We start from the raw sequence: 23,428 nt of genomic DNA, 5'->3' as shown, positions 1-23,428 counted from the left end.
CAACTCTATCCCGGGGTTGGAAAATGGCAAAAGCAATGACGGCACAAAATTCCGTGACACCATCTGCAGACGGGCTGGCTGCCTCCGCGCGCGCCATAAAGGAGCGTGGTTTGCCCCCCGTGCACAAATGGAACCCGCCCTTTCTGGGCGATATCGACATGCGCATCGCCCGTGACGGGACGTGGTATTACCTCGGCTCGCCGATCAAGCGGCTCGCGATGGTCAAGCTGTTCTCGTCGATCCTGCGCAAGGATGGCGACGATTACGTGCTCGTCACCCCGGTCGAGAAGGTGGGAATCACCGTCGAGGTTGCGCCCTTCGTCGCCACCGATTTCGAGGTCTCGGGCCAGGGCGAGGCGCAGGTGCTGACCTTCCACACCCACGTGGGGGACGAGGCCGTCGCGGGCCCTGATCACCCGATCCGTGTCGCCATCGACCCCGAAGGCGGCGAGCCGTCGCCCTACGTTCTCGTGCGGGCCAATCTCGAGGCGCTGATCGACCGCAAGAGCTTTTACCGGCTGGTCGAACTGGGTGCCGAGCGCGAAATCGATGGCGAAGGCTGGTTCGGCGTATGGTCGTCGGGAGAGTTCTTTCCCATCGCCCCGACCGACGCGCTGGGCTGAGCGCGCCTAGTCGCCAAGCTTGGCGTGCACCTCGTCGAGGTCGATCTCGCCGATGGGCATCTTGTTGGCCGGGTTGTCGAAATCGTATTTGAAGAGCTCGAAGTCGCGTTTGTAGATCTCGTAGATCAGATGCATCGACAGGTCGTCGAAATAATCCTCGACCGGGTGCAGCCGCTTCGGCCCGTGGCCCTCGGATTCGTTGAAGCGGGGGATGCTGGAAAGATCGACCGCGTGCGGCGTCTGGATATGGTCGAGCACGTCCTGCATGCCGTCGTTGAATTGCTCGGTCCAGAAGATCTTGTTGTAGCGCCCGCCGTTGAAGATGAAGGTCGAGACATGCCCCGAGATCGCCGACCAGTGGATGTCGGGCTCCATCGGGCGGCGCCAGCGGATGGTGTCGCGCACGAAGAGCAGGAAGCGGCGGAAGCTGCGGATCTGGTCGAACTCGTCCTTGCCATCGTCGCCGCCAACCTCGATGCCGTATTTCTGGATCAGCAGCGGTACGAGGTTGCCACGGTAGCGCTTGCCGTTGCGTTGGATGCCGCAGATCTTGTCGAAGAAGCTCGACAGCACGCGGGTGTAGGGGTTGCGCACGCAGGTGAAGGCATAGGAGGCGCGGGTCTTCACATTGGCCTTGATGATCGGCTGGCTGTCGTCGCGGGCCCATTTGTGCAGGCCCTGCTGCGCATCATGAATGTCGCCGTCATAGAACACGCCGTGATCGGAGTAGTACATGATCTGGCCAATCGTCGAGCAGGCGCATTTCGGCACCACCCGGTACACCATGCTCTCGCTCTCGGTCATCCACGTGCCCGGAAACCCCATTTTCCCTGTCTCCCGAAAATGCGCCTGCCCGGCGCCTCTTGTCCTGACGGCGCGTGATTAATTGTTATGCGCCTGATATCGCAAAAAATCAGACAAACCCGGTTTCTTCAACGCCCGTTCGTCTCTATCAACGGAATGGAGTGGGCAAAATTAGGGCAGACGGTTTCCTGAATGGCAAAGATTGCCTTCATCCTCCTGTGTCACAAGGATCCTGACGCCGTCATCAAGCAGGCGCAGAGCCTGACCGCCGTGGGCGATTACATGGCGATCCATTTCGACGCCCGCGCCCCGAAGGGCGCCTATGACAAAATCCGCAAGGCGCTCGCCGACAACCCCAACGTGGCCTTCGCGAAGCGGCGGGTGAAATGCGGCTGGGGCGAATGGAGCCTCGTTCAGGCGACCTTGAACGCGGTCGAGACCGCGGTGGAGGCGTTTCCGCGCGCCTCGCATTTCTACATGCTCTCGGGCGATTGCATGGCGATCAAATCGGCGGAATATGCTCATGCCTTTCTCGACCAGCGCGATGCCGATTACATCGAAAGCTTCGATTATTTCCATTCCGACTGGATCAAGACCGGCTGGAAGGAAGAGCGGCTGATCTACCGCCACTGGTTCAACGAACGCACCCAGAAGAAACGCTTTTACGCGATGTTCAACCTGCAGAAGCGGCTCGGGATGACGCGCGAGATCCCGGGGGATCTCGAAGTGATGATCGGCTCGCAATGGTGGTGCCTGCGCCGCCGCACGGTGGAATGGATCCTCGAGTTCTGCCGCACGCGGCCCGACGTGCTGCGCTTCTTCCGCACCACCTGGATCCCGGACGAGACCTTCTTCCAGACGCTGGTACGTCACCTCGTGCCCGAGCACGAGATCGAGAGCCGCGCGCTGACCTTCCTGATGTTCACCGATTACGGCATGCCGGTGGTGTTCTACAACGACCACTACGATCTGCTGCTGGCGCAGGATTTTCTCTTCGCCCGCAAGATCAGCCCCGAGGCGCGCGAGCTGAAGCGTCGGCTAGGCGTGCTCTACGCCTCGGAAGGGGTACGGTTCCAGATCTCCAACGAGGGCCAGTCGCTGTTCCGCTTCCTGACCGGCAAGGGACGTATCGGACGCCGCTTCGCGCCGCGGTTCTGGGAGGCCGAAAGCTCGCTCGGGCGCGAGCGCGAGCTGCTCATCGTGTTGTGCAAGAAGTGGCACGTGGCCAAGCGCCTGACCGCGCGCATCCGTGCGCTTACCAACATTCCCTGCATCGAGTATCTGTTCAACGAAGCCGGCTGCGATCTGCCAGATCTTGGCGGCATCCAGTCGAGCATGAGCAAGCGCCACCGCCACCGGCGGGCGCTGATGCGGATGCTGTTCGAGTATTACGACACCGAACGGCTGGTGATCTGCCTCGATCCGCAGAATCTCGACCTGCTGGAGGATTTCTGCCGCGACCGCTCGGTTTCGCGGCTGCTCGAGATCGAGTGCCAGTTCACGGATGCCTATCTCGGCGGGCACGCGATGCGGGTCGGGCTGGCCGGCGAGCGTACGCCGAAGGAGACGCTGAACCGCTTGCTGCCGACGATCCGCAACGACATGGTGCACGAGAGCGACCGCATTCGCGACGCGCAGTTCGACAATCACCTGAGGATCCGCGAGATCGATCCGCCCGACGTCAACGCGCGCGCGCTCGCGGCCTTCCTGAGCTTGCCCGAAGACATCGCCCGCGAGCTTGCCAATACCGATCACCTGTTCGCCGATTGAGGATAGAATGGCCTACACCTACGACACCGAGAACATCTTCGCCAAGATCCTGCGGGGCGAGATCCCCAACGACACGGTGCTCGAGACCGAGCACAGCCTTGCGTTCAACGACATCCGCCCGCAGGCGCCAATCCACGTGCTGGTGATCCCCCGGGGCGCCTACGTGAACTACGACGATTTCGCCTCCAACGCCTCGGATGCGGAGATCGTCGACTACACCCGCGCCATTGCCAAGGTCTGCGAGATGAAGGGGGTCGAGGCCGACGGATTCCGGATGATCTCGAACGCTGGAGAGCACGGGGTGCAGGAGGTGCCGCACCTCCACGTGCACATCCTCGGCGGCCGTGGCCTCGGCCGGATGCTGGAAAAGGGGTGACCCTGCCCGGGAGTCAGGCGGCCAGGCCGTCTGGCTCCACCATCGCTCCGGCTGCCTTGCGCCGCGTCTGCAGCGCGCTGACCGCACACCAGACGCACGCTACGAAGAGCGCCGAGACATAGCCGTCCAGCGCATAGTGCCAGCCAAGATAGACCGAGCCGAACTGGATGCAGAGCGCAAAGCAGCCGAGCACTGCACCTAGGATCCGCGAGACCGAGAACGCCGCGAGCGTCTGCACGGTGGCCACCGCGACATGCATGCTCGGCATCGCCGAGATGCCCGTGCCGAAGCTGTTGCTGCCGGTGGTGTAGGTGGTCCACAGATAGGTGCTTACGCCCTTCACCTGTCCGCCCGGGCCGCTGGCAAAGATCGCCGCCGTCAGATCGGAATAGCGCGGATCGCCGTAGACGGCCTCGTAGTAGATTGGGCCGACCGAACTCAGCGCCGTGGCCAGAACAGTCCCGAGACCGAACAGGCTCAGGGCGCAGGTCCACCAATAGCGGCGCCGCAGCTGCCGGTCGCCATAGACGGCAACCGCGAAGAAGCCGCCCACCCAGACCACCGCCCAGAGCGGCCCGTAGACAAGCGTGAGCGGCCATTCCAGCACTTCCGGCAACAGCTTGTGCAGCACCAGCCCGGGCTGCGCCCCGTGCAGCATCGCATCGAGATCGGCGAGCACCGGATCAAGATAGAATGGCACGACGCCCGGGATCGCCAGCTTGAACGTCGTGAAGGCCGAAAAGCCCAGACACATGAACAGGGCCGGCCAGAACACCTTAAGCGCAGCTTGCGCCAGCAGGGGGCACAGCGCTCCTTCGCTCCGGTAGCGGGCGATCATGACCGAGAGCAGCGCGAGGAAGCCGATGAGCGGGCTCAAGACCACCAGCTTGCGGACATACATCGGGAAGATGTCCATGAAGACGCCGGGATGCAGCACCGCGGCGCTGGACGCATAGGCAAGGACGAACAGCGCAAGGGCATTGCGGCGCAGGAATGGCGTGACGGTCGACATGGGGGCGCTCATGGTTAATGGCGTCTTCAACCCGCAAACGACCCGGCTAGTGCGGCGCGAATATGACCCGGCAACGCTTGTCAGGCGCCGGATTCAGGGCGATTTCATGTCAGACCGGAAGGCCGTGCCGCGCATTGTCACGCGGCAGCCCCCCTCAGGCGGCGGGACGCGAGCGGGTCAGTTCGAGGAACACGTCCTCGAGATCGGCCTGCTCGGTGCGGACGTCCTGGATCCGGATACCGGCGTTGCGCACCAGCTCGAGCACGTCCTCGGCGGTGGTGTCGGTGGCGCGGTAGCTCAGGGCGATGAGCCCGCCCTCGCGGCGCTCGGCGGTGATGCCGGGGGCTTCGGGGAGGGTTTCGGGCATACTGTCGGGCTGGATCACCATGGTCTTGGCATCGATCTGGCCGAGCAGGTTGGCGGTGCTGTCGCGCGCCACCACCGAACCCTGGTTGATGATGGCGATCTCGTCGCACATCTCCTCGGCCTCCTCGAGGTAGTGGGTGGTGAGGATGATCGTCATGCCGCGCTCGCGGTTCAGGCGGCGCACGTTCTGCCACAGCATCTGGCGCAGCTCGATATCGACGCCTGCGGTGGGCTCGTCGAGCACGAGGATGCGCGGATGGTGCACCAGCGCCTTGCCGAGCAGCAGCCTCCGGCGCATGCCGCCCGAGAGCGTGCGGGCATAGGCCTCGGCCTTGTCCGTGAGCCCCACCATCTCGAGGATCTCGTCGCTGCGGCGGTCGCGCTTGGCCACGCCGTAGAGCCCGGCCTGCACCTCGAGCGCGTCGCGCGGGGTGAAGAACGGGTCGAGGTTGAGTTCCTGCGGCATCACCCCGATCGAGGCGCGGCTCTGGCGCGGGTTGCGGTCCTGGTCCCAGCCCCAGATCGACACCTTGCCCGAGCTCTTCAGCACCAGACCGGCGAGGATGTTGATCAGCGTCGACTTGCCCGCCCCGTTGGGGCCGAGCAGGCCGAAGATCGAGCCCGTGGGCACCGTGAGATCGACGCCCTTGAGGGCCTCCTTGCCGCCTGCGTATGTCTTGCGCAGCGCCTCGATGCGGATCGCGTCTCCACTCATGCCGAGCCTTGCTCCTGTTCTGGTCTTCGCCCATAACGCAGTTAGTGCAGGTGTGACGAAAAGGAAACCGCAGCGATGGCGACCGAAGCCCCGGAAATCAAGATCGTCGACAGCCACCGCATCGCCTGTGACGGCGGTGAGGGGGCGCTGGGCCACCCGCGTGTCTGGCTGATGATCCCGCCCGAAGAGGGCTTTGTGGAATGCCCCTATTGCGACGCGAAATACGTGCATCGCGATTTCGAAGGCAAGGTCTGAGCCAAGCCAACCGGGCGGCAGACACCCGCCGAATCTGACGGGGTGACATGCTCGCCATCTTTCTCAAGACCGTTCCGTTCTTTGCCCTGATCGGGCTGGGCTACGGCGCCGCGCGCATCCGCTTCTTCCCCGAGGCGGCGACGGCAGCGCTGACCAAGTTCGTGTTCTACTTCGCCCTCTCGGCGATGCTGTTCCGCTTCTCGGCCTCGCTGTCGATCTCGGCGATCTTCGATGCAAGGCTCGCGGCGGCCTATCTCGCGGGCACGCTGGCGGTCTATCTGGTGGCCACCGGCGTGGCGTTCCTGCGCCGGCAGGACCTGCAGACCGCCGCCATCGAGGCGCAGACCGCCAGTATCGGCAATACCGGCTTTCTCGGTCTGCCCATGCTGGCCCTGCTGCTTGGCGAGGCGGCGGTGGCGCCGATCATCCTCATGCTGAGCATCGACCTGATCGTTTTCGCCTCGCTGCTGGTGATCCTGGTGACCGTGGCGCGCGAGGGCAGGATGTCGCTGGGGATCTTCGCCACCATCGGCGCCGGGCTGGTGAAGAACCCGATGATCGTGTCGATCGTTGCGGGGCTCGCCGTGTCCTCCTCCGGGCAGTCGCTGCCCACGGTGGTGGACGAGTTCGTCACCCTGCTCGGCAATGCCGCGACGCCTTGCGCACTCTTTGCCATCGGCGCCTCGCTGGCGTCGAAATCCGCCGAGCGGCTGGCGGTGTCGGGCTGGCTGAGCTTTGCCAAGCTGGTGCTGCATCCGCTCTTCGTGGCCGGCGGGGTCTACCTGCTGTTCCCGGTGCCGCCCTTCCAGGCGGCGGTGGCGGTGGCCACGGCGGCGCTTCCGGTGGCGGGCAATGTCTACATGCTGGCACAGCATTACGGCATCGCGCCGCAGCGGGTCTCGGCGGCGATCCTGATCTCGACCGCGTTCAGCATCCTCACCGTGAGCACGGTGATCGCGCTGGTGAACCCGTGAGCGCGCTGTATATCGACGCCGACGCCTGCCCGGTAAAGGCCGAGGCCGAGCGCGTTGCCACCCGCCACAAGATCCGCATGTTCGTGGTCTCGAATGGCGGGCTCCGGCCCTCGCAGAACCCGCTGGTGGAGACGGTGATCGTGCCCGAGGGGCCGGACGTGGCCGACATGTGGATCGCAGAGCGCTGCGGGCCGGGCGACGTGGTGGTGACCGGAGACATCCCGCTGGCCTCGAAATGCATCGCCGCCGGCGCGGCGGTTCTGCGCCACAATGGCGAGCGCTTCACCGAGGCCAATATCGGCCAGCAACTGGCGATGCGCGACCTGATGGCCGATCTGCGCGCCGCCAACCCGCTGAACCAGGGGGGCGGCGGCAAGGGGTTCACCAAGGCCGACCGCTCGCGCTTTCTCAACGCGCTGGAGCGCGAGATCCGGCAGGCGAAAGGCTAGGCCCATGGCGATCCAGGCGGTGATCTTCGATATCGGCAACGTGCTGTTGCGCTGGCAGCCCGAGCTCCATTACGACGCCCTGATCGGCGAGGCGCGGCGGCGCGAGATGTTCGCCGAGGTCGACCTGCATGGCATGAACGAACGTATCGACGCGGGCGAGGACTTCCGCGCCGTGGTCTACGACACTGCCGCAGCCCATCCCCGCTGGGCCGAGCAGATCCGCCACTGGCACGATCGCTGGCCGGAACTGGCCGCGCCGGAGATCCCCGAGAGCGGCGAGACGCTGCGGGAGTTGCGCCGCAATGGTGTTCCGGTCTTTGCACTGAGCAATATCGGCGAGGCCACCATGGCGCTTGCCGAGGCGGCCTACCCGGTGCTGAAGGACTTCGACCGGCGCTACGTGTCGGGTCTCATGGGGGTGACGAAGCCCGACCCGCGGATTTACGAGATGGTCGAGGCGGATTGCGGGCTGGCCCCCGAGACGCTGCTCTTCACCGACGACCGAGCCGACAACATCGCCGCCGCCGCCGCGCGCGGCTGGCAGACGCATCTTTTCGAGGGGCCCGAGGGCTGGGCCGCGTGCCTGCGCGCACACGGGCTGCTGAGCGAAGGAGACGACACATGACCACCCCCGCATTCATCCCCTACGAGGCCGAGGCCAAGCTCGACTGGCTTGGCCTGACCGAGGCCTTTGTCGAGGGCCACCAGCGCCCCAAGGCCGAGATCGCCGACAGCTTCCTCTATCGCGGTGACGACACGCTCCTGAACCGGGCGGCCTGGATCGACGGGCTGGGGCTGGCGGTGAAATCCGCCACGATCTTTCCCGGGAACCAGACGCGGGGCCTTGGCGCGGTGAATGGCGGGGTATCGCTCTATGCCGATGACACCGGACTGCTCGAGGCGGTGGTGGATTTTCACCTGATCACCAAGTGGAAGACCGCCGGCGACAGCCTCTTGGGCGCGTTGCGGCTGGCGCGGCCCGACTCGAAGGAGATCCTGATCGTCGGCGCCGGCCATGTCGGGCACTCGCTGTTCGAGGCCTATAGCGCGGGCTTCCCTGGGGCCAGATTCAAGGTCTGGAACCGGACGATCGCCAAGGCCGAGGCGATGGCCGAGGAGCTTGGCATCGGCGTGGCGCGCGATCTCGAGACGGCGGTGGGCGAGGCCGATATCGTCACCTCTGCCACCATGTCGACCGAACCGCTGATCCGGGGCGACTGGCTGCAGCCGGGCCAGCATCTCGACCTGATCGGGGCCTATCGACCCGACATGCGCGAGGCCGATGACGCGGCGCTGCAGCGCGCGCGGGTCTTCGTCGACAGCTGCGACACCACGCTCGGTCACATCGGCGAGCTGAAGATCCCGCTCGAGAGCGGCGCGATCCGCCGCGAGCAGGTGTTGGCGGATTATTATGCCATGGACGCGATGCGGCGCGAGAGCGACGATGAGATCACGCTCTTCAAGAACGGCGGCGGGGCGCATCTCGATCTGATGACAAGCCGCTATGTGCACGCGCGCTGGCTGGCGACATAGCGCCCAAGGCTCTCGGGGTCCGCGAAGCGGGCCCCGGCCTCTCGCAGTCGGCTGAGGCTCAGTTGGTTTCCTTGAAGACCGCCGAGACGGGGCGGAACCAGAGGCTGGCAAAGCTCTCGCCGTAGATCTTGGCGATGGTCTCGTAGGTGAAGCGATTCACGGGCATGGCGTTTTTCCTTGGTCTGGTCGCGGGTCTCTACCGGGTTTTTGGCGCCGAGGCCCTCGCATCGGGCTGAACGTCGCTGTCAGTAAGTGCGCAACGAAATGAAAAAGGTTCGGCGCTCAAGGTAATAATATGTCTCAAACTCGCCAATTAGGACTTTGGTTCCATGTGGTGGCGAAACCCGGTAGGTCTGGCCTTTCCCGTTTCAGAATCGCGGTGTGCCTGCTAGGTTTGGTAGAATGAACACGTTCAGCCCCAATATGCGCCCGATCATCCGACAACTGGACGATTCCGCCATCAACCGGATCGCGGCTGGCGAGGTCGTCGAACGCCCCGCCTCGGCGGTCAAGGAACTGGTCGAGAACGCCATCGACGCCGGGGCGCGCCGCGTCACCATCGAGCTGGCCGATGGTGGCAAGACGCTGATCCGGGTCACCGACGATGGCTGCGGCATGAGCGCCGACGAGCTGCCGCTGGCGCTGTCGCGCCACGCCACCTCGAAGATCGACGGCTCCGACCTGCTCAACATCCACAGCTTCGGCTTCCGCGGCGAGGCGCTGCCCTCGCTGGGCGCGGTCGGGCGGCTGACCATCCAGAGCCGCGCCAGCGGCGAGGAGGCGGCCGAGATCGCCGTCGCCGGCGGCCAGATGGCGGCGGTGAAGCCCTGCGCGCTCAACGGCGGTACCGTCGTGACCCTGCGCGACCTGTTCTTTGCCACGCCCGCGCGGCTCAAGTTCCTGCGCTCGGACCGGGCCGAGATGCAGGCGATCTCCGAGGTCATCAAGCGCCTTGCCATGGCCGAGCCCTCGGTGGGCTTCACCCTGCGCGACGTGAGCGAGGGCAAGGACCGCACCACCTTCCGCGCCGATCCGTGCTCGGGCGATCTGTTCGATGCGCTGCGCGGGCGGCTGGCGCAGGTCATGGGCGGAGAGTTCACCGACAACGCGCTCAACATCGATGCCGAGCGCGAGGGCTTTCGCCTCACCGGGCTCGCGGCGCTGCCGACCTATTCGCGCGGCTCCTCGGTGGCGCAGCATCTCTTCGTCAACGGCCGTCCGGTGCAGGACAGGCTGCTGCTCGGCGCCCTGCGCGGGGCCTATGCCGACTATCTCAGCCGCGAGCGGCACCCGGCGGTGGCGTTGTTTGTCGATTGCGATCCGCACAAGGTCGACGTGAACGTGCACCCGGCGAAATCCGAGGTCCGCTTCCGCGAGCCGGGGCTGGTGCGCGGGCTGATCGTCTCGGCGCTGCGTCATGCGCTGGCCGAAGCCGGGCACCGTGCCTCGACCACCGTGGCCGGGGCGACGCTGGGCGCGATGCGGCCCGAGCCGTCGGGTCCGCCGCGGGTCTACCAGATGGACCGCCCCTCGCAGGGCGCGCTGAGCTCCGCCTACCGGGCGCAGGCGCCGATGACGCCGGCGGCGCCCTACCAGCCTTTTGAGGCCCAAGCGCCGCGCCCCGCCGAGACGGGCTTTGCCGAGTTCGCCGGCAGCTTCTCGGGCCGGGTCGATCCGGTCGAGGAAAGCCCGCAAGGATCCGACGAGACGCTGCCGCTCGGTGCCGCGCGTGGGCAGGTGCACGAGAACTACATCATCGCCCAGACCGGCGACGGCATCGTCATCGTCGACCAGCACGCCGCGCATGAGCGGCTGGTCTATGAAAAGCTCAAGCACCAGATGGCCGAGCGTGGCGTTGCCGCGCAGGCGCTGCTGATCCCCGAGATCGTCGAGCTTTCCGCCGACGATCTCTCGCGTCTTCTCTCCATCGCCGATGATCTGTCGCGCATGGGGCTGACCATCGAGGCCTTCGGCGGCAGTGCCGTCGCGGTGCGCGAGACGCCGGCGATCCTTGGCGAGGTCAACGCCAAGGCGCTGCTTACCGACATCCTCGACGAGATCGCCGATTTCGGCTCCAGCCAGTTGGTGCAGGAGAAGATCGAGGCCATCCTCAGCCGCGTCGCCTGCCACGGCTCGATCCGCTCGGGCCGCCGGATGCGCGCCGAGGAGATGAATGCGCTGCTGCGCGAGATGGAGGCGACGCCGCATTCCGGCCAGTGCAACCACGGTCGTCCCACCTATGTGGAGCTGAAGCTGTCGGATATCGAGCGGCTGTTTGGGCGCACATGACCGACCCGCTTTCCCTGATGCTCGAGGATCCGCGGCTCTGGGCCGCCGCCGCGGTGGCACTGCTGTTTCTCGTGATGATCGTCGTGGTGATCCGCGCCGCCAACCGCGCCGCGAGGCTGGCGCACCCGCTGTCCCAGCTTGGCCAGCGGGTGCAGGCGCTTGGCGAGGGGCAGGAGCGGCTCGCCGGCGGGCTGCACCATGTCACCGAGGCGCAGCTGCAGAGCCAGACCGCGATGCTCGAGCTGGTCGAGCGCCGGCTCGCGGAGGTACAGGGCCACATGTCCGAGAGCCTGCATGGCACCGCGCGGCGCACCGCCCACAGCCTCGGCGAGTTGCAGGAGCGGCTCAAGGTCATCGACCGGGCGCAGGAAAACATCACCCGGCTATCGGGCGACGTGCTGTCGCTTCAGGACATCCTGTCGAACAAGCAGACCCGCGGCGCGTTTGGCGAGATCCAGCTTAACGACATCGTCTCGAAGGCGCTGCCGACCGACAGCTACACGCTGCAGGCCACGCTCTCGAACGGGCGCCGGGCAGATTGCCTGATCAACATGCCCGAGCCGCCCGGGCCGATCGTCATCGACGCCAAGTTTCCGCTCGAATCCTACGAGCAGCTGCAGCGCGCCGAGAAGGGCGACAGCCGCACCCGCGCCGCGCAGGCCTTCCGCCTCGCGGTGCGCAAGCACCTGCGCGACATCGCCGGACGCTACATCATCGAGGGCGAGACGGCGGATTCGGCGCTGATGTTCCTGCCCTCCGAGGCGGTATATGCCGAGCTGCACGCGCATTTCCCCGAGGTGGTGCGCGAGGGGTTTAACCTGCGGGTCTGGATCGTCTCGCCAACGACCTGCATGGCAACGCTCAACACCCTTCGGGCGGTGCTCAAGGATGCCCGGATGCGTGAGCAAGCCGGGGCGATCCGGCGCGAGCTCGCGCTGCTCAATGCCGATGTCGAACGGCTCGGCACAAGGGTCGAGAATCTCGACCGGCACTTCTCGCAGGCCGCCCGCGACGTGGCCGAGATCCGCATCAGTGCCGACAAGGCCGGCCAGCGGGCGCGGCGCCTCGACAATTTCGATTTCGAGGACGGGCGCGGCGAGAAGGTCGTGCCGATGCCGCAGAACTCCTGACCCGGCTCTCTCCACCCGGGCAATGGGATTGCCGGTCCCCCCATCGACAGTCTTTGCCAGATGGGTGCGGCTCTCGTAACCTTGCGCAGGATCAAGGACGGGGGCGGGGCTTTGCCTCAGTCTGTCTGCCAGTGAAAGGAGACGGGGAAATGGAAGAGATCAGTGTCAGGAAGGTCGCCCATGTCATCCTTCTGGCCCGCGAGATGGATCGCGGCGAGGGTGAGATGCGCGGCGTCATCGAGCAGATGACCGAGGAAGAGCAGGCCGCGCTGGTCGCGATCATGTGGATCGGTCGCGATGCGTTTGACGCCGATGAATGGGCTGAGGCCTATGGAACGGCGATGGCCGAGGCCAGCACACCGACCGCCGATTACCTGATCGGCACGCCACACGTGGCCGACCATCTCGAGGCCGGGCTCGAGGCGCTGGGCTTTGACGCCCAGGACGAGGAAGACGAGCTGATGCGCCGCGGCGCCTGAGGTTCGATCCGTCAGCGCAGCGAGCGCCCCTTCACGATCGCCTCGTTGCCGAAGCGCGCGCGGATCGCATCCGTCGCGCGCTCGGCGCTGGCGCGCTTCTCGGCCTGCGGGTCGAGCAGGTCGCCCAGCCGGTCGGCCTGCTCCGCCGGCACAAGCTCTGAAATTCCAGTGCCGAGCAGGCGATAGGACACGCCCGCGCCCAACTGGTCAAACATGGCGCGCGCAGTGCGGTAGATGCGGTCGGCCATCTGCGTCGCATCGCCAAGCGCGTGGCGCCGGGTGATCAGCTTGAAATCCGCCCGCTTCACCTTCAGCACCACCACGCGCCCCGCCAGACCCTTCGCCTTGGCGCGGTCGGCGACCTTCTCGCTCATGCGCCAGAGGTGGCCGTCGAGGATGTCCGGGTCCTTGGTGTTCTCGTGAAATGTGGTCTCGTTCGAGATCGACTTCACCGGCGCATTGCGGGTGACGCGGCGATGATCCTCGCCGCGGGCCAGATGCCAGAGCCGCTCGCCCATGCTGCCAAAGCGCACCATCAGCCCCTCGCGATCCCAGCGCAGCAGGTCCTCGAAGGTGCGGATGCCCGAGCGCTCCAGCGCATCCTGACCGGCCTGTCCCACGCCCCAGATCATCCGCACCGGCCTTGGCCGGAGAAACGCCTGAGTTTCAGCCTTGCCGATCACCGAGAAACCATGCGGCTTGTCGAGATCCGAGGCGATCTTGGCGAGGAACTTGTTGTGGCTCAGCCCGACAGAGCCGGTCACGCCCAGCTCGTCCTTCATCCGTTTCACCAGCCGCGCCAGCATCACCGCCGGCGGCGCGCCATGCAGGCGCTCGGTGCCGGTCAGATCGAGAAACGCCTCGTCGAGCGACAGCGGCTCGATCGCCGGGGTCAGCTCTTCCATGAAGCCGCGGATCTGACGCGAGACTTCGGCATAAAGCGCCATGCGCGGCTTCAGCACCACCGCGTCGGGGCAGAGATCGAGCGCCTTGAACATCGGCATGGCCGACCGTACGCCTCGGATGCGGGCGACGTAGCAGGCGGTCGAGACGACGCCGCGCTTGCCGCCGCCGATGATCACCGGCTTGTCGGCAAGCTCGGGGTTTTCGCGTTTCTCGACGCTGGCATAGAAGGCGTCGCAATCCATGTGCGCGATGGAGAGGTTGCGCAGTTCGTCATGGTGCACGATCCTCGGCCGCCCGCAGGCGGGGCAGCGGGGGTCGCTCTCGAATTCCGTGAGACAGTCACGACAAAGCGCAGGCATGGGTGGTCAATCGCAGCCGAGTGGTTATCTGGGGACTATAGGACGTAACCATCGCGGGGGCCATCGCGTGCGCTTTGCAGGTGCGAAACTGATGCTGTTCCTCGGCGAGGAGCTGCTGGTGATCCGGCGCGATGAAAAGCCCGAGATCCCGTGGCCGGGTTATCTCGACTTCCCGGGCGGCGGGCGCGAGGGCGAAGAGACGCCGGAGCAATGCGCCCTGCGCGAGACCTTCGAAGAGGTCGGGCTGGACGTGACCGAAGATCAGATCGTCTGGTCACGCCAGCATGGGGCAAGCTGGTTCTTCGTGGCGCATTTGCCGGGCGCGCTGGTCTCGGAGGTGCGCTTTGGCGGCGAGGGGCACGGATGGTGGATGATGCCGCCCGAAGAATACGTCGCGCGCGAGGACGGCATTCCGCACTTCCGGGAGTTGCTGAACGCCTACCTCACCGAGCGGGGCTGAGGCGCTCAGGCCGCGCGGCCACCAATCCGGCGCAACCAGTCGACTGCGCCATGCAGCGGGGTCTTGGGTTCGGACGCGGGGCGCGGGCGCTCCGCGAGGCGCGGCTTGAGCCGGGCGCGCAAGCGGTTGGGGCTGTCCTGCCCGATCAGCGCGTCGGAAATCAGCGCGCGTTCCACGTCGACCGGATCGGCATCGAGCGGGGCGCTATGGGTACATGCGACGCGGATACGGCCTTCATCCGTGTGGAAGGTCACCAGCGCCTCGTAGCATTCATCGGCGGCATTATAGGTCAGATTGCCGATCTGAGCTTGGCTCTGTGTCATCGGAGTGTCTCCTGCCTGTTACGGCAATGAAACGCGATGCACGGGGCACGGTTCCCGAAAGGGCTTTCGCCCCGGCGGCCCGCGCGCCATAGTGCGCAGGCATTTCGTGAGGTCGGAACCCATGACCGTAGAAGACTTTCTCCTCGATTTCCTGCTCGGCGGCAATCTCGTGGTGCTGCTGCTCGCGGGCTTCATCATCCTTTGCGTCCTGCTGGGCGTGCGCATCGTGCCGCAGTCGGAAAAACACGTGGTTGAGCGCTTCGGGCGCCTGCGTGCCGTGCTCGGGCCGGGCATCAACGTCATCGTGCCGTTTCTCGACCGGGTGCGCCACAAGGTGTCGATCCTCGAGCGTCAGCTGCCCAATGCCAGCCAGGACGCCATCACGGCCGATAACGTTCTTGTGGAGGTTGAGACCTCGGTGTTCTACCGCATCCTCGAGCCCGAAAAGACCGTTTACCGCATCCGCGACGTGGATGGCGCCATTGCCACCACGGTGGCCGGGATCGTCCGGGCCGAGATCGGCAAGATGGAGCTTGACGAGGTGCAGTCGAACCGGGCGGCGCTGATCTCGACCATCAAGGGCAATGTCGAGGACGCGGTGGACAACTGGGGCATCGAGGTGACCCGGGCCGAGATCCTCGACGTGAATCTCGACCAGGCCACCCGCGACGCCATGCTGCAACAGCTCAATGCCGAGCGCGCCCGCCGGGCGCAGGTCACCGAGGCCGAGGGCAAGAAACGCGCGGTCGAGCTGTCGGCGGATGCCGAGCTCTACGCTGCCGAGCAGGTTGCCAAGGCGCGCCGCATCGCCGCCGATGCCGAGGCCTATGCCACGCAGGTGGTGGCGCAGGCCATCGCCGAGCACGGCCTGTCGGCGGCACAGTACCAGGTGGCGCTGAAGCAGGTCGAGGCGCTGACCGCGCTGGGGCAGGGCGAGGGCAAGCAGACCATCGTGCTGCCGGCGGATGCGGTCGACGTGTTCCGCGATGCCTTCGGCCTGCTCAAGGGCACGCGCGCATGATCTATCTCTGGTGGGTCTGGATGGCGGCGGCGGTGCTGCTGCTGGTGCTCGAGGTGCTGGCGCCGGGCTTCATCTTTCTCGGCTTTGCAATCGGGGCCGCCGTGGTCGGCCTCTGGCTGCTGGCAGGCTATGCGATTGCCTGGGTCTGGCTGCTGCTGATCTTCGCCGTGGTCTCGCTGATTGCGTGGCTGGTGCTGCGGCAGGTCGTGGGCGTGCGCAAGGGGCAGATCAAGCTCTGGGATCGCGACATCAACGAGGATTGAGGGGAGCGCCCCGTCAGAGGCGCACGCCATTCGTTTGCCATACGTTTACAGGGCGGCGAGCTCGCTCTGGATCGCCAGCGCCGCGTCGCGCGGGCTGTCGGCCCGCCAGACTGGGCGACCGACGACGATGTGGTCGGCGCCGGCCGAGATCGCGTTGGCGGGGGTCGCGATGCGCTTCTGGTCATCGTCGGCGGCGCCTGCGGGGCGCACACCCGGCGTCACGATCAGCCGGCCCTCGGCTTGCGGCAGGGCGCGGATCGCGGCGGCCTCGTTGGGCGAGGCAATGACGCCGTCGGCCCCGGCCTCGAGTGCGCGGGCGGCGCGCTCGACCACCATTTCGGCGATGTCGCCGGCCCGCATCATGCCGTCATCGAGATCGCCGCGATCGAGCGAGGTCAGGATGGTGACGGCGAGGATCTTGGTGTCCTTGCCCGAGGCGCCTTCCTTGGCGGCGCGCACCACGTGCGGATCGCCATGCACGGTGAGGAAGTCGAGATCGAACTGGGCCAGCCCGCGCACCGCGTTCTCGACCGTCTGGCCGATGTCGAAGAGCTTCATGTCGAGGAAGATGCGCTTGCCGTGTTCCTGCTTGAGCTCGTTGGCGAGCGCCAGCCCGCCGCCCGTCAGCATGCCGAGGCCGATCTTGTAGAACGACACCGCATCGCCGATGCGATCGGTCAGTTGCAACGCCTGCAGCGCGTTCGGCACATCGAGTGCGACGATCAGGCGGTCATCGGTGCGGGGATCGGACATGGGGGCCTCCGTCTCTAGGGTCGGCCCCTCTTGCGGTGCGCCCGGGCCTGCGTCAAGCCTGCGCTCGGCGGGCGTGCGCAGATAACCGCGTCGCGCGCTCGGTGGGGCCGGGGGCGAGCCGCATCCGCGCCACCGTCTCGGCGTCGAACCACAGCTCCTCGCGCCCCTCGCGGTATTCCGGCAGCCGCAGCACCACCGCGAGGGCGCGGCGCAACAGCCGCCGCTCGAAGGCGCGTTTCCACGGAGAGACCCGCGGCGGCGCGACAAGCGCCACCTCGATCCTTCCATTCGCCGCGATCAGCGACACGCTTCCCCGTGTCAGCCCGCCGGGCTCTTGTGTGTCGAACCCGTCAAACGCGATTTTCTTGATATGCATCGTTCAGCCTCCAGCTTCGGAGACTCCTCGCAGCAAAAGATGACGATTCCGTTGCAGGCTCATTTTTGTGATCACGGATCTTGAAGCCTCCGCTCTGTGCGACCATTTTCTTAGCGAGGCCCGATCCTGCCGCGTGCCGCCCAGTCGGGCGCGGCGAATTCCCAACGGGCGCTTATTGGAAGGAGAGACACCATGAACTTGGAGAAGTTCACGGAGCGGTCGCGTGGGTTCATTCAGGCCGCACAGACCATCGCAATGCGCGAAAGCCACCAGCGGCTCGCGCCAGAACATCTGCTGAAAGCGCTGATGGATGACGAGCAGGGGCTCGCGTCCAACCTCATCACCCGCGCCGGCGGCCAGCCGGCCCGTGTGGTCGAAACGCTCGAGCAGAAACTGTCGAAGATCCCGAAGGTCGGCGGCGATGCCGGCCAGGTCTATCTCGACCCGGCCACCGGCAAGGTGCTCGACGAGGCCGAGAAGATCGCCAAGAAGGCCGGCGACAGCTTCGTGCCGGTCGAGCGCATCCTGATGGCACTGGGCATCGAGAAATCCGGTGCCAAGCAGGCGCTGGAGGCCGGCGGCGTGACGCCGCAGACCCTCAACGAGGCGATCAACGACATCCGCAAGGGCCGCACCGCTGACAGCGCCAATGCCGAAGAGGGCTATGACGCGCTGAAGAAATACGCCCGCGATCTCACCGAGGCCGCCGAGCAGGGCAAGATCGACCCGATCATCGGCCGCGATGACGAGATCCGCCGCTCGATGCAGGTGCTGTCGCGCCGTACCAAGAACAACCCGGTGCTGATCGGGGAACCCGGCGTCGGCAAGACCGCCATCGCCGAGGGTCTCGCGCTGCGCATCATCAATGGCGACGTGCCCGAGAGCCTGCGCAACAAGCGGCTTCTGGCGCTCGACATGGGCGCGCTCATCGCCGGTGCCAAGTATCGCGGCGAGTTCGAGGAGCGTCTGAAGGCCATCCTGAAGGAGATCGAGAGCGCCGCAGGCGAGATCATCCTGTTCATCGACGAGATGCACACGCTGGTGGGCGCGGGCAAGGCCGATGGCGCGATGGACGCCTCGAACCTGCTCAAGCCGGCGCTGGCGCGCGGCGAGCTGCACTGCGTCGGCGCGACCACGCTCGACGAGTACCGCAAGCATGTCGAGAAGGATCCGGCGCTGGCCCGGCGTTTCCAGCCGGTGCTGGTGCAGGAGCCGACCGTCGAGGACACGATCTCGATCCTGCGCGGCATCAAGGAGAAGTACGAGCTGCACCACGGTGTCCGGATCTCGGACTCGGCGCTGGTGGCGGCGGCGACGCTGTCGCATCGCTACATCACCGACCGCTTCCTGCCGGACAAGGCCATCGACCTGATGGACGAGGCCGCCTCGCGGCTGCGGATGGAGGTCGACAGCAAGCCCGAGGAGCTCGACCAGCTCGACCGCACGATCCTGCAGATGCAGATTGAGGTCGAGGCGCTCAAGCTCGAGGACGATGCCGCTTCGAAGGATCGTCTCGAGACGCTCGAGCGCGAGCTGGCCGATCAGGAAGAGCGCTCCGCAGAGATGACGGCGCAGTGGCAGGCCGAGCGTGACAAGCTGGCCTCGGCCCGCGACGTCAAGGAACAGCTCGACCGGATGCGCGCCGATCTCGAGATCGCCAAGCGCGAGGGCAACTTCGCCAAGGCTGGGGAGCTGCAATACGGGCGCATCCCCGAGCTCGAGAAGAAGCTCTCCGAGGCCGAGGAGGCCGAGGGCGACATCATGGTCGAAGAGGCCGTGCGCCCCGAGCAGATCGCCGAGGTGGTGGAGCGCTGGACCGGCATCCCGACCTCGAAGATGCTCGAGGGCGAGCGCGAGAAGCTACTGCGCATGGAAGACGGCCTGCACAACCGGGTCGTCGGCCAGAACCAGGCGGTGCGCGCGGTGGCGAACGCGGTGCGGCGGGCCCGGGCCGGTCTCAACGACGAGAACCGTCCGCTTGGCTCGTTCCTGTTCCTCGGGCCGACCGGCGTCGGCAAGACCGAGCTCACCAAGGCGGTGGCCGAGTTCCTGTTCGACGACGACAACGCCATGGTGCGGATCGACATGTCGGAGTTCATGGAGAAGCACTCCGTGGCCCGTTTGATCGGTGCGCCTCCGGGCTATGTCGGCTATGACGAGGGCGGCGTGCTGACCGAGGCCGTGCGCCGGCGCCCCTACCAGGTGGTGCTGTTCGACGAGGTCGAGAAGGCGCATCCGGACGTGTTCAACGTGCTGCTGCAGGTGCTTGACGACGGCGTTCTGACCGACGGTCAGGGCCGCACCGTGGACTTCAAGCAGACGCTGATCGTGCTGACCTCGAACCTCGGCTCGCAGGCGCTGTCGCAACTGCCCGAGGGGGCCGACAGCGCCCAAGCCAAGCGCGACGTGATGGACGCGGTGCGGGCGCATTTCCGCCCCGAGTTCCTCAACCGGCTCGACGAGACGATCATCTTCGACCGGCTCAAGCGCGAGGACATGGACGGCATCGTGGATATCCAGATGGCGCGGCTGCTCAAGCGGCTGGCCAGCCGGAAGATCACGCTGCAGCTCGACGAGGGCGCCAAGAAGTGGATGGCCGAGGAAGGCTACGATCCGGTCTTCGGCGCGCGCCCGCTCAAGCGGGTGATCCAGCGCGCGCTGCAGGATCCGCTGGCCGAGCTGATCCTCGGCGGCGAGATCCACGACGGCGATCTCGTGCCGGTGACGGCCGGCAGCGACGGTTTGCTGATCGGCGAGCGCGTCGGGGCCTCGAACCGGCCGCGTCCGGACGACGCCGTTGTGCACTGATCCTCTGATCAGGTGAAACATGCAAAAGGCCCGCCATCCGGCGGGCCTTTTTCGTGTGGTGTGGCCGCAGATGAGGCGCGCGAGACCTCAGAGCGCGGGCGGGCAGGCGTTCGGCCAGTCGGTCGCCTGATGGTAGGCGTCGCCCATCGCCAGCAGCGCCGCATCGCTGCCGGTAGGGCCGAAGAGCTGCATCCCCATCGGCAGGCCCGATTGCGAGAACCCGGCGGGCATTCCGAGGCAGGGCAGCCCGGCAAGGCTCACCGGCACCACGATCTCCATCCAGCGGTGATAGGTGTCCATCTTGCGGTCCGCGATCTCCTCGGGCCAGCGCCAGTCCGCCGGGAAAGGCCAGACCTGCGCGCTGGGCAGGGCGAGCGCGTCGTAGGTTTCGAACAGCCGCGCGGCGCGGCGATACCAGAGCGAGCGTGTCTTGCTGGCCTCGTAGACGGCCTCGGCGCTCAGCCCCTGACCCTGTTCGATCTCCCACAGCGACTCGGGCTTGGTGAGCGCGCGCTTGGCCGGATCGGCGGCGAGATCGCGCTTGGCGCCAGCATTGAGCGCCGCGCGCAGGGTGATCCACGACGACCAGAGCTTTTCGGCCGGGTAGCGGGCCTGCACCGGCTCGACGATGGCGCCGAGCGCTTCGAAGACCTTCAGCGACGCCTCCACGGTCTCGAGGATGCCGGGCTCGGTGGCATAGGCGCCGCCCCAGTCGGCGAGCCAGCCGATGCGCTTGCCTTTCAGCCCTGCGCCGAAGCGCGCGGTAAAGTCTTCCGATGCGCGCCCGAACGGCACCTCGGGGTTCGGTCCGGCAAGCGCCGAGAGCAGGAGGGCCACGTCGCGCGGGCTGCGCGCCATCGGACCTTCGGTGGCCAGTGTCGACAGGAAGGTGTCACCGCCCGCGTCCGGAGGCACGAGGCCCCAGCTCGGGCGGAAGCCGTAGACGTTGCAGAAGGCGGCGGGATTGCGCAGCGATCCCATCATGTCCGAGCCGTCGGCCAGTGGCAGCATCCGCGCCGCCAGCGCCGCCGCAGCGCCGCCCGAGGAGCCGCCGGCGGTGCGCGTGGTGTCATAGGGATTGCGGGTGGCGCCGAAGATCGGGTTGAAGCTGTGCGAGCCGTGGCCCCATTCCGGCGTGTTGGTCTTGCCGATCAGGATGGCCCCGGCGGCGCGCAGCCGTGCGGCGACAAGATCGTCCGCAGCGGGCACATGATCTGAAAAGACCGGCGAGCCATAGGTGGTGCGCATGCCTTTCGTCGCCACGAGATCCTTCACCGCGATCGGCAGACCGGCGAGCGGGCCGGGATGCGGATCGGCGTCCATCGCCTCGGCCTCGGCGATCAGCGTGTCGCGGGGGCGCAGGGTGACGATGGCGTTGATTGCGGGGTTGGTGGCGTCGATGCGGTCGAGCACCGCCTGCATCAGGTCGCGGGCCGAGATCTGCTTGTTGCGAAGCGCCGCCGCGAGATCGGTGGCGGCAGCATCGGTGAGCGTGGCGGGGAGCGGAGTGGTCATGGGCGTGGCCTCTTCGGATGGGCGGTGGTGGCGATCCGGAAAGGCATGCACGTTCCCGTCGTCGGTCGGGCGCGATGTTCCACGCCCGACCGGCAGGGGTCAATCCACCGAGAGCTGACTGCCTTCGATCACCAGCGGACCGTAGTGATGCGGCAGGCGCATTGTGATCAGGTCCTTCCGCCGCACCGTGCTGGTCGGGTAGGGCGTGTCGAGATTGCCGGTGTCGATGGCCAGAAGCGCCATGCCCTCGTCGTCGAGAATGGCGCTCTCGTCGCGCGGGAAGGCGAAGGTGTCGGTGCCGAAGATGCCGCTGTGGCCGGCGTTGCCCGCCTCGGGATCGCAACCGTTGGCGAAGACGAGATGCAGGTTGTTCTCGCCGCTGCGGGCGCGGAAGGCGTGCCAGTGATAGGGATCGGCGCCTTTCGGGATGGGCGCGTTGTGCGGAACGCTGGTGCCCTCATGCGCGCCGGTGAAACCCGGCGGCAGCGCGGCCGGGCAGGCCACCGCGTCGCAGCCCTCGAGCGCCAGCACGCGCGCCGCCTCGGGCAGCAGCGCATCGTGACCGGTGAGCAGGCCCAACCGTCCGAAGGGCAGGTCGAACACCGCCCAGTCACTGCCGGCGCTGGCCCAGCCGCGATCCGCCTGCCCGAGATGGATCTTGCGATAGCTTCCGACGCGGCCCTCGGGGCCGCTCAGCACGACGGTGTTGTAGAGGTGCTCTCCGTCGCGCTCGGCAAAGCCCGCCACCATGTGCAGGCGCTGGCGCATGGCGATGCGTGTGAACGCCGCCACGGTCTCGCCGGTGATGGGCTCGGCTCGCGCGGATGGATCATCCGTGCCGGTGAGCGCCAATTCGGGGAGAACCAGAAGCGCTGCGCCGGCGGCCTTCGCCTCGGCGCCGAAGTCGGCGATCTTGGCGAGGTTTTCGGCGCTGTCGGGGCCCGGTGAAAACTGTGCGACCGCAAGCATCGAAGCGCCGCCCTCGGGCAGCGGCTGGTATCCGTAGAGCCGGTGGAAATCCAGCGGGTTCCACGTGAAGCTGTTGGTCATGAGGGTCTTGTAGAGATCCGGCCGGCGCATGTCGAAGACCGGCTCGCCGAGCACGAGGCGCTCGCGGGCGCGCGCAGGGTCGATGGTGCCGGTGACGATGCCATTGCCGCCGTCGATCTGCGCCTCGACCTGACCGTCGGGGCCGATGATGCAGCTTCCGCCCGAGAACTGCACGGTGCGCTCGAGTCCCCAGCGGTTCGATTCGATCACGTAGCAGGCGTTCTCGAAGGCGCGGGTGATCCAGTAGGGGGCCGGGGTGCGCTCGGCCAGCCAGTTCGAGATGTGGCAGATCACGTCGGCCCCGGCGAGGGTCTCGAGCCGCACGGTTTCGAAGAAATGCAGATCCATGCAGATCAGGATCGCGATGCGACCGATCTTGGTGTCGAAGACCTCGTGCGCCACGTCGCCCGAGGCGGCCCACTTGGGCTCGGCGATATAGGGGTGCGACTTGCGATGCTTGCCGACCACACCCTCGGGGCCGATCAGAGCGGCGCTGTTGTAGTAGAGCTCGGTCACAGGGTCGATCTCGGGCAGGCCCACGACGATGTAGCAGTCATGCGCGGCGGCGATCTTCTGGAAGCGCGCGGTGGTCGGGCCGGGGATCGGCTCGACCTCCGAAGCCACCTCGGCTCGGTCGTACCAGCAATAGCCGGTGGTCCCCATCTCCGGTGTCACGATCAGCTTGGCGCCGTCGGAGGCGGCCTCCTCGCACATATCGAGCAGGGTGGCGATGTTGCGCTCCTTCTCGAACATGGTCGGTTCGAACTGGATCGTGGCGGCTTTGAAGGGGGCGGTCATGAGGCTCTCCGTGTGGGTCTC

24 protein-coding genes are annotated in these 23,428 nt (G+C 66.6%); 15 read left to right on the top strand and 9 right to left on the bottom strand.

Annotated features, from left to right (window positions below):
• The first annotated feature begins 35 nt into the window (after positions 1 to 35).
• On the top strand, positions 36 to 623 hold the full coding sequence (locus tag JF542_RS09960; protein ID WP_207075835.1) for a DUF1285 domain-containing protein: 588 nt from the start codon (positions 36 to 38) through the stop codon (positions 621 to 623).
• A 6-nt stretch (positions 624 to 629) separates the two neighbouring features.
• Here the strand turns inward: JF542_RS09960 and JF542_RS09955 are convergent, their stop codons facing one another.
• Positions 630 to 1,448 (bottom strand): sulfotransferase family protein, encoded by an 819-nt coding sequence (locus JF542_RS09955; RefSeq protein WP_207075728.1) that lies wholly within the window; start codon positions 1,446 to 1,448, stop codon positions 630 to 632.
• A 171-nt stretch (positions 1,449 to 1,619) separates the two neighbouring features.
• On the opposite strand from JF542_RS09955, the gene JF542_RS09950 reads away from it, so the two are divergent.
• Both JF542_RS09950 and JF542_RS09945 read left to right on the top strand, forming a co-directional pair.
• Positions 1,620 to 3,197, top strand: coding sequence for a DUF5928 domain-containing protein (locus tag JF542_RS09950; protein WP_207075727.1), 1,578 nt, complete (start codon positions 1,620 to 1,622; stop codon positions 3,195 to 3,197).
• 7 nt (positions 3,198 to 3,204) lie between these two features.
• The gene (locus JF542_RS09945; RefSeq protein ID WP_007795012.1) at positions 3,205 to 3,573 is read left to right on the top strand and encodes a histidine triad nucleotide-binding protein; all 369 of its coding nucleotides are present in this window, start codon (positions 3,205 to 3,207) and stop codon (positions 3,571 to 3,573) included.
• Positions 3,574 to 3,586: 13 nt separating this feature from the next.
• Here the strand turns inward: JF542_RS09945 and JF542_RS09940 are convergent, their stop codons facing one another.
• On the bottom strand, positions 3,587 to 4,597 hold the full coding sequence (locus JF542_RS09940) for a phosphatase PAP2 family protein (RefSeq protein WP_207075726.1): 1,011 nt from the start codon (positions 4,595 to 4,597) through the stop codon (positions 3,587 to 3,589).
• Positions 4,598 to 4,739: 142 nt separating this feature from the next.
• Positions 4,740 to 5,666 carry an ABC transporter ATP-binding protein gene (locus JF542_RS09935; RefSeq protein WP_007795007.1) on the bottom strand — a complete coding sequence of 309 codons (927 nt, stop codon included), beginning with the start codon at positions 5,664 to 5,666 and terminating at the stop codon, positions 4,740 to 4,742.
• A gap of 75 nt (positions 5,667 to 5,741) precedes the next feature.
• Here JF542_RS09935 and JF542_RS09930 point away from each other — a divergent pair, with 75 nt between their 5' ends.
• From JF542_RS09930 to JF542_RS09895, 8 genes are all read left to right on the top strand, one after another.
• Positions 5,742 to 5,921 (top strand): zinc-finger domain-containing protein, encoded by a 180-nt coding sequence (locus tag JF542_RS09930; protein WP_007795004.1) that lies wholly within the window; start codon positions 5,742 to 5,744, stop codon positions 5,919 to 5,921.
• A gap of 47 nt (positions 5,922 to 5,968) precedes the next feature.
• Positions 5,969 to 6,895, top strand: coding sequence for an AEC family transporter (locus JF542_RS09925; protein ID WP_007795001.1), 927 nt, complete (start codon positions 5,969 to 5,971; stop codon positions 6,893 to 6,895).
• Complete coding sequence (locus JF542_RS09920) at positions 6,892 to 7,344, top strand: YaiI/YqxD family protein (protein WP_007794996.1); 453 nt, start codon at positions 6,892 to 6,894, stop codon at positions 7,342 to 7,344. Before JF542_RS09925 ends, JF542_RS09920 begins: the two co-directional genes overlap by 4 nt.
• A gap of 4 nt (positions 7,345 to 7,348) precedes the next feature.
• Entirely contained in the window at positions 7,349 to 7,969 is a 621-nt protein-coding gene (locus tag JF542_RS09915) for an HAD family hydrolase (protein WP_207075725.1), read from the top strand.
• Positions 7,966 to 8,877, top strand: coding sequence for an ornithine cyclodeaminase family protein (locus tag JF542_RS09910; RefSeq protein WP_207075724.1), 912 nt, complete (start codon positions 7,966 to 7,968; stop codon positions 8,875 to 8,877). The genes JF542_RS09915 and JF542_RS09910 overlap by 4 nt, the downstream gene beginning before the upstream one ends.
• Before the next feature lie 402 nt (positions 8,878 to 9,279).
• On the top strand, positions 9,280 to 11,166 hold the full coding sequence (gene mutL / locus JF542_RS09905; protein ID WP_207075723.1) for a DNA mismatch repair endonuclease MutL: 1,887 nt from the start codon (positions 9,280 to 9,282) through the stop codon (positions 11,164 to 11,166).
• Positions 11,163 to 12,296, top strand: a complete 1,134-nt coding sequence (locus JF542_RS09900) for a DNA recombination protein RmuC (protein ID WP_207075722.1) — start codon at positions 11,163 to 11,165, stop codon at positions 12,294 to 12,296. Before mutL ends, JF542_RS09900 begins: the two co-directional genes overlap by 4 nt.
• Before the next feature lie 149 nt (positions 12,297 to 12,445).
• Positions 12,446 to 12,775 (top strand): DUF3775 domain-containing protein, encoded by a 330-nt coding sequence (locus tag JF542_RS09895; RefSeq protein ID WP_007794976.1) that lies wholly within the window; start codon positions 12,446 to 12,448, stop codon positions 12,773 to 12,775.
• 11 nt (positions 12,776 to 12,786) lie between these two features.
• Here the strand turns inward: JF542_RS09895 and JF542_RS09890 are convergent, their stop codons facing one another.
• Positions 12,787 to 14,040 carry a DNA polymerase IV gene (locus JF542_RS09890; protein WP_207075721.1) on the bottom strand — a complete coding sequence of 418 codons (1,254 nt, stop codon included), beginning with the start codon at positions 14,038 to 14,040 and terminating at the stop codon, positions 12,787 to 12,789.
• Between the two features lie 67 nt (positions 14,041 to 14,107).
• Here JF542_RS09890 and JF542_RS09885 point away from each other — a divergent pair, with 67 nt between their 5' ends.
• The gene (locus JF542_RS09885) at positions 14,108 to 14,500 is read left to right on the top strand and encodes an NUDIX hydrolase (RefSeq protein ID WP_340689150.1); all 393 of its coding nucleotides are present in this window, start codon (positions 14,108 to 14,110) and stop codon (positions 14,498 to 14,500) included.
• Between the two features lie 5 nt (positions 14,501 to 14,505).
• On the opposite strand, the gene JF542_RS09880 is transcribed toward JF542_RS09885, so the two are convergent.
• A complete protein-coding gene (locus JF542_RS09880) occupies positions 14,506 to 14,823 on the bottom strand; it encodes a hypothetical protein (RefSeq protein ID WP_207075720.1) in 318 nt (105 codons plus the stop codon).
• A gap of 121 nt (positions 14,824 to 14,944) precedes the next feature.
• Here JF542_RS09880 and JF542_RS09875 point away from each other — a divergent pair, with 121 nt between their 5' ends.
• Both JF542_RS09875 and JF542_RS09870 read left to right on the top strand, forming a co-directional pair.
• Entirely contained in the window at positions 14,945 to 15,844 is a 900-nt protein-coding gene (locus tag JF542_RS09875) for an SPFH domain-containing protein (protein ID WP_207075719.1), read from the top strand.
• Positions 15,841 to 16,107, top strand: coding sequence for an NfeD family protein (locus JF542_RS09870; RefSeq protein WP_207075718.1), 267 nt, complete (start codon positions 15,841 to 15,843; stop codon positions 16,105 to 16,107). Before JF542_RS09875 ends, JF542_RS09870 begins: the two co-directional genes overlap by 4 nt.
• Before the next feature lie 45 nt (positions 16,108 to 16,152).
• Here the strand turns inward: JF542_RS09870 and pyrF are convergent, their stop codons facing one another.
• Together pyrF and JF542_RS09860 are read right to left on the bottom strand one after the other, a co-directional pair.
• Positions 16,153 to 16,860 carry an orotidine-5'-phosphate decarboxylase gene (gene pyrF, locus JF542_RS09865; protein ID WP_207075717.1) on the bottom strand — a complete coding sequence of 236 codons (708 nt, stop codon included), beginning with the start codon at positions 16,858 to 16,860 and terminating at the stop codon, positions 16,153 to 16,155.
• Positions 16,861 to 16,912: 52 nt separating this feature from the next.
• Positions 16,913 to 17,236 carry a hypothetical protein gene (locus JF542_RS09860; RefSeq protein WP_207075716.1) on the bottom strand — a complete coding sequence of 108 codons (324 nt, stop codon included), beginning with the start codon at positions 17,234 to 17,236 and terminating at the stop codon, positions 16,913 to 16,915.
• A gap of 192 nt (positions 17,237 to 17,428) precedes the next feature.
• Here JF542_RS09860 and clpB point away from each other — a divergent pair, with 192 nt between their 5' ends.
• Positions 17,429 to 20,044 carry an ATP-dependent chaperone ClpB gene (gene clpB, locus JF542_RS09855; protein WP_207075715.1) on the top strand — a complete coding sequence of 872 codons (2,616 nt, stop codon included), beginning with the start codon at positions 17,429 to 17,431 and terminating at the stop codon, positions 20,042 to 20,044.
• A gap of 87 nt (positions 20,045 to 20,131) precedes the next feature.
• Here clpB and JF542_RS09850 read toward each other — a convergent pair whose 3' ends face one another.
• Positions 20,132 to 21,559, bottom strand: a complete 1,428-nt coding sequence (locus tag JF542_RS09850) for an amidase (protein WP_207075714.1) — start codon at positions 21,557 to 21,559, stop codon at positions 20,132 to 20,134.
• A gap of 99 nt (positions 21,560 to 21,658) precedes the next feature.
• Positions 21,659 to 23,407 carry a nitrilase-related carbon-nitrogen hydrolase gene (locus JF542_RS09845; protein ID WP_207075713.1) on the bottom strand — a complete coding sequence of 583 codons (1,749 nt, stop codon included), beginning with the start codon at positions 23,405 to 23,407 and terminating at the stop codon, positions 21,659 to 21,661.
• Between the last annotated feature and the right edge of the window lie 21 nt (positions 23,408 to 23,428).

The organism is Salipiger bermudensis, assembly GCF_017309175.1.
In the GTDB taxonomy this organism is placed as follows: domain Bacteria; phylum Pseudomonadota; class Alphaproteobacteria; order Rhodobacterales; family Rhodobacteraceae; genus Salipiger; species Salipiger bermudensis.
The sequence above is the reverse complement of the archived record's forward strand: the minus strand, read 5'-3'. Positions and strand labels throughout refer to the sequence as shown.

Excerpts from the sequence above, each read along its gene's own strand:
- JF542_RS09960 (WP_207075835.1), top strand. The coding sequence starts at position 36 with ATGACGGCACAAAATTCCGTGACACCATCTGCAGACGGGCTGGCTGCC.
- JF542_RS09955 (WP_207075728.1), bottom strand. The coding sequence starts at position 1,448 with ATGGGGTTTCCGGGCACGTGGATGACCGAGAGCGAGAGCATGGTGTAC.
- JF542_RS09950 (WP_207075727.1), top strand. The coding sequence starts at position 1,620 with ATGGCAAAGATTGCCTTCATCCTCCTGTGTCACAAGGATCCTGACGCC.
- JF542_RS09945 (WP_007795012.1), top strand. The coding sequence starts at position 3,205 with ATGGCCTACACCTACGACACCGAGAACATCTTCGCCAAGATCCTGCGG.
- JF542_RS09940 (WP_207075726.1), bottom strand. The coding sequence starts at position 4,597 with ATGAGCGCCCCCATGTCGACCGTCACGCCATTCCTGCGCCGCAATGCC.
- JF542_RS09935 (WP_007795007.1), bottom strand. The coding sequence starts at position 5,666 with ATGAGTGGAGACGCGATCCGCATCGAGGCGCTGCGCAAGACATACGCA.
- JF542_RS09930 (WP_007795004.1), top strand. The coding sequence starts at position 5,742 with ATGGCGACCGAAGCCCCGGAAATCAAGATCGTCGACAGCCACCGCATC.
- JF542_RS09925 (WP_007795001.1), top strand. The coding sequence starts at position 5,969 with ATGCTCGCCATCTTTCTCAAGACCGTTCCGTTCTTTGCCCTGATCGGG.
- JF542_RS09915 (WP_207075725.1), top strand. The coding sequence starts at position 7,349 with ATGGCGATCCAGGCGGTGATCTTCGATATCGGCAACGTGCTGTTGCGC.
- JF542_RS09910 (WP_207075724.1), top strand. The coding sequence starts at position 7,966 with ATGACCACCCCCGCATTCATCCCCTACGAGGCCGAGGCCAAGCTCGAC.
- mutL (WP_207075723.1), top strand. The coding sequence starts at position 9,280 with ATGAACACGTTCAGCCCCAATATGCGCCCGATCATCCGACAACTGGAC.
- JF542_RS09900 (WP_207075722.1), top strand. The coding sequence starts at position 11,163 with ATGACCGACCCGCTTTCCCTGATGCTCGAGGATCCGCGGCTCTGGGCC.
- JF542_RS09895 (WP_007794976.1), top strand. The coding sequence starts at position 12,446 with ATGGAAGAGATCAGTGTCAGGAAGGTCGCCCATGTCATCCTTCTGGCC.
- JF542_RS09890 (WP_207075721.1), bottom strand. The coding sequence starts at position 14,040 with ATGCCTGCGCTTTGTCGTGACTGTCTCACGGAATTCGAGAGCGACCCC.
- JF542_RS09880 (WP_207075720.1), bottom strand. The coding sequence starts at position 14,823 with ATGACACAGAGCCAAGCTCAGATCGGCAATCTGACCTATAATGCCGCC.
- JF542_RS09875 (WP_207075719.1), top strand. The coding sequence starts at position 14,945 with ATGACCGTAGAAGACTTTCTCCTCGATTTCCTGCTCGGCGGCAATCTC.
- JF542_RS09870 (WP_207075718.1), top strand. The coding sequence starts at position 15,841 with ATGATCTATCTCTGGTGGGTCTGGATGGCGGCGGCGGTGCTGCTGCTG.
- pyrF (WP_207075717.1), bottom strand. The coding sequence starts at position 16,860 with ATGTCCGATCCCCGCACCGATGACCGCCTGATCGTCGCACTCGATGTG.
- JF542_RS09860 (WP_207075716.1), bottom strand. The coding sequence starts at position 17,236 with ATGCATATCAAGAAAATCGCGTTTGACGGGTTCGACACACAAGAGCCC.
- clpB (WP_207075715.1), top strand. The coding sequence starts at position 17,429 with ATGAACTTGGAGAAGTTCACGGAGCGGTCGCGTGGGTTCATTCAGGCC.
- JF542_RS09850 (WP_207075714.1), bottom strand. The coding sequence starts at position 21,559 with ATGACCACTCCGCTCCCCGCCACGCTCACCGATGCTGCCGCCACCGAT.
- JF542_RS09845 (WP_207075713.1), bottom strand. The coding sequence starts at position 23,407 with ATGACCGCCCCCTTCAAAGCCGCCACGATCCAGTTCGAACCGACCATG.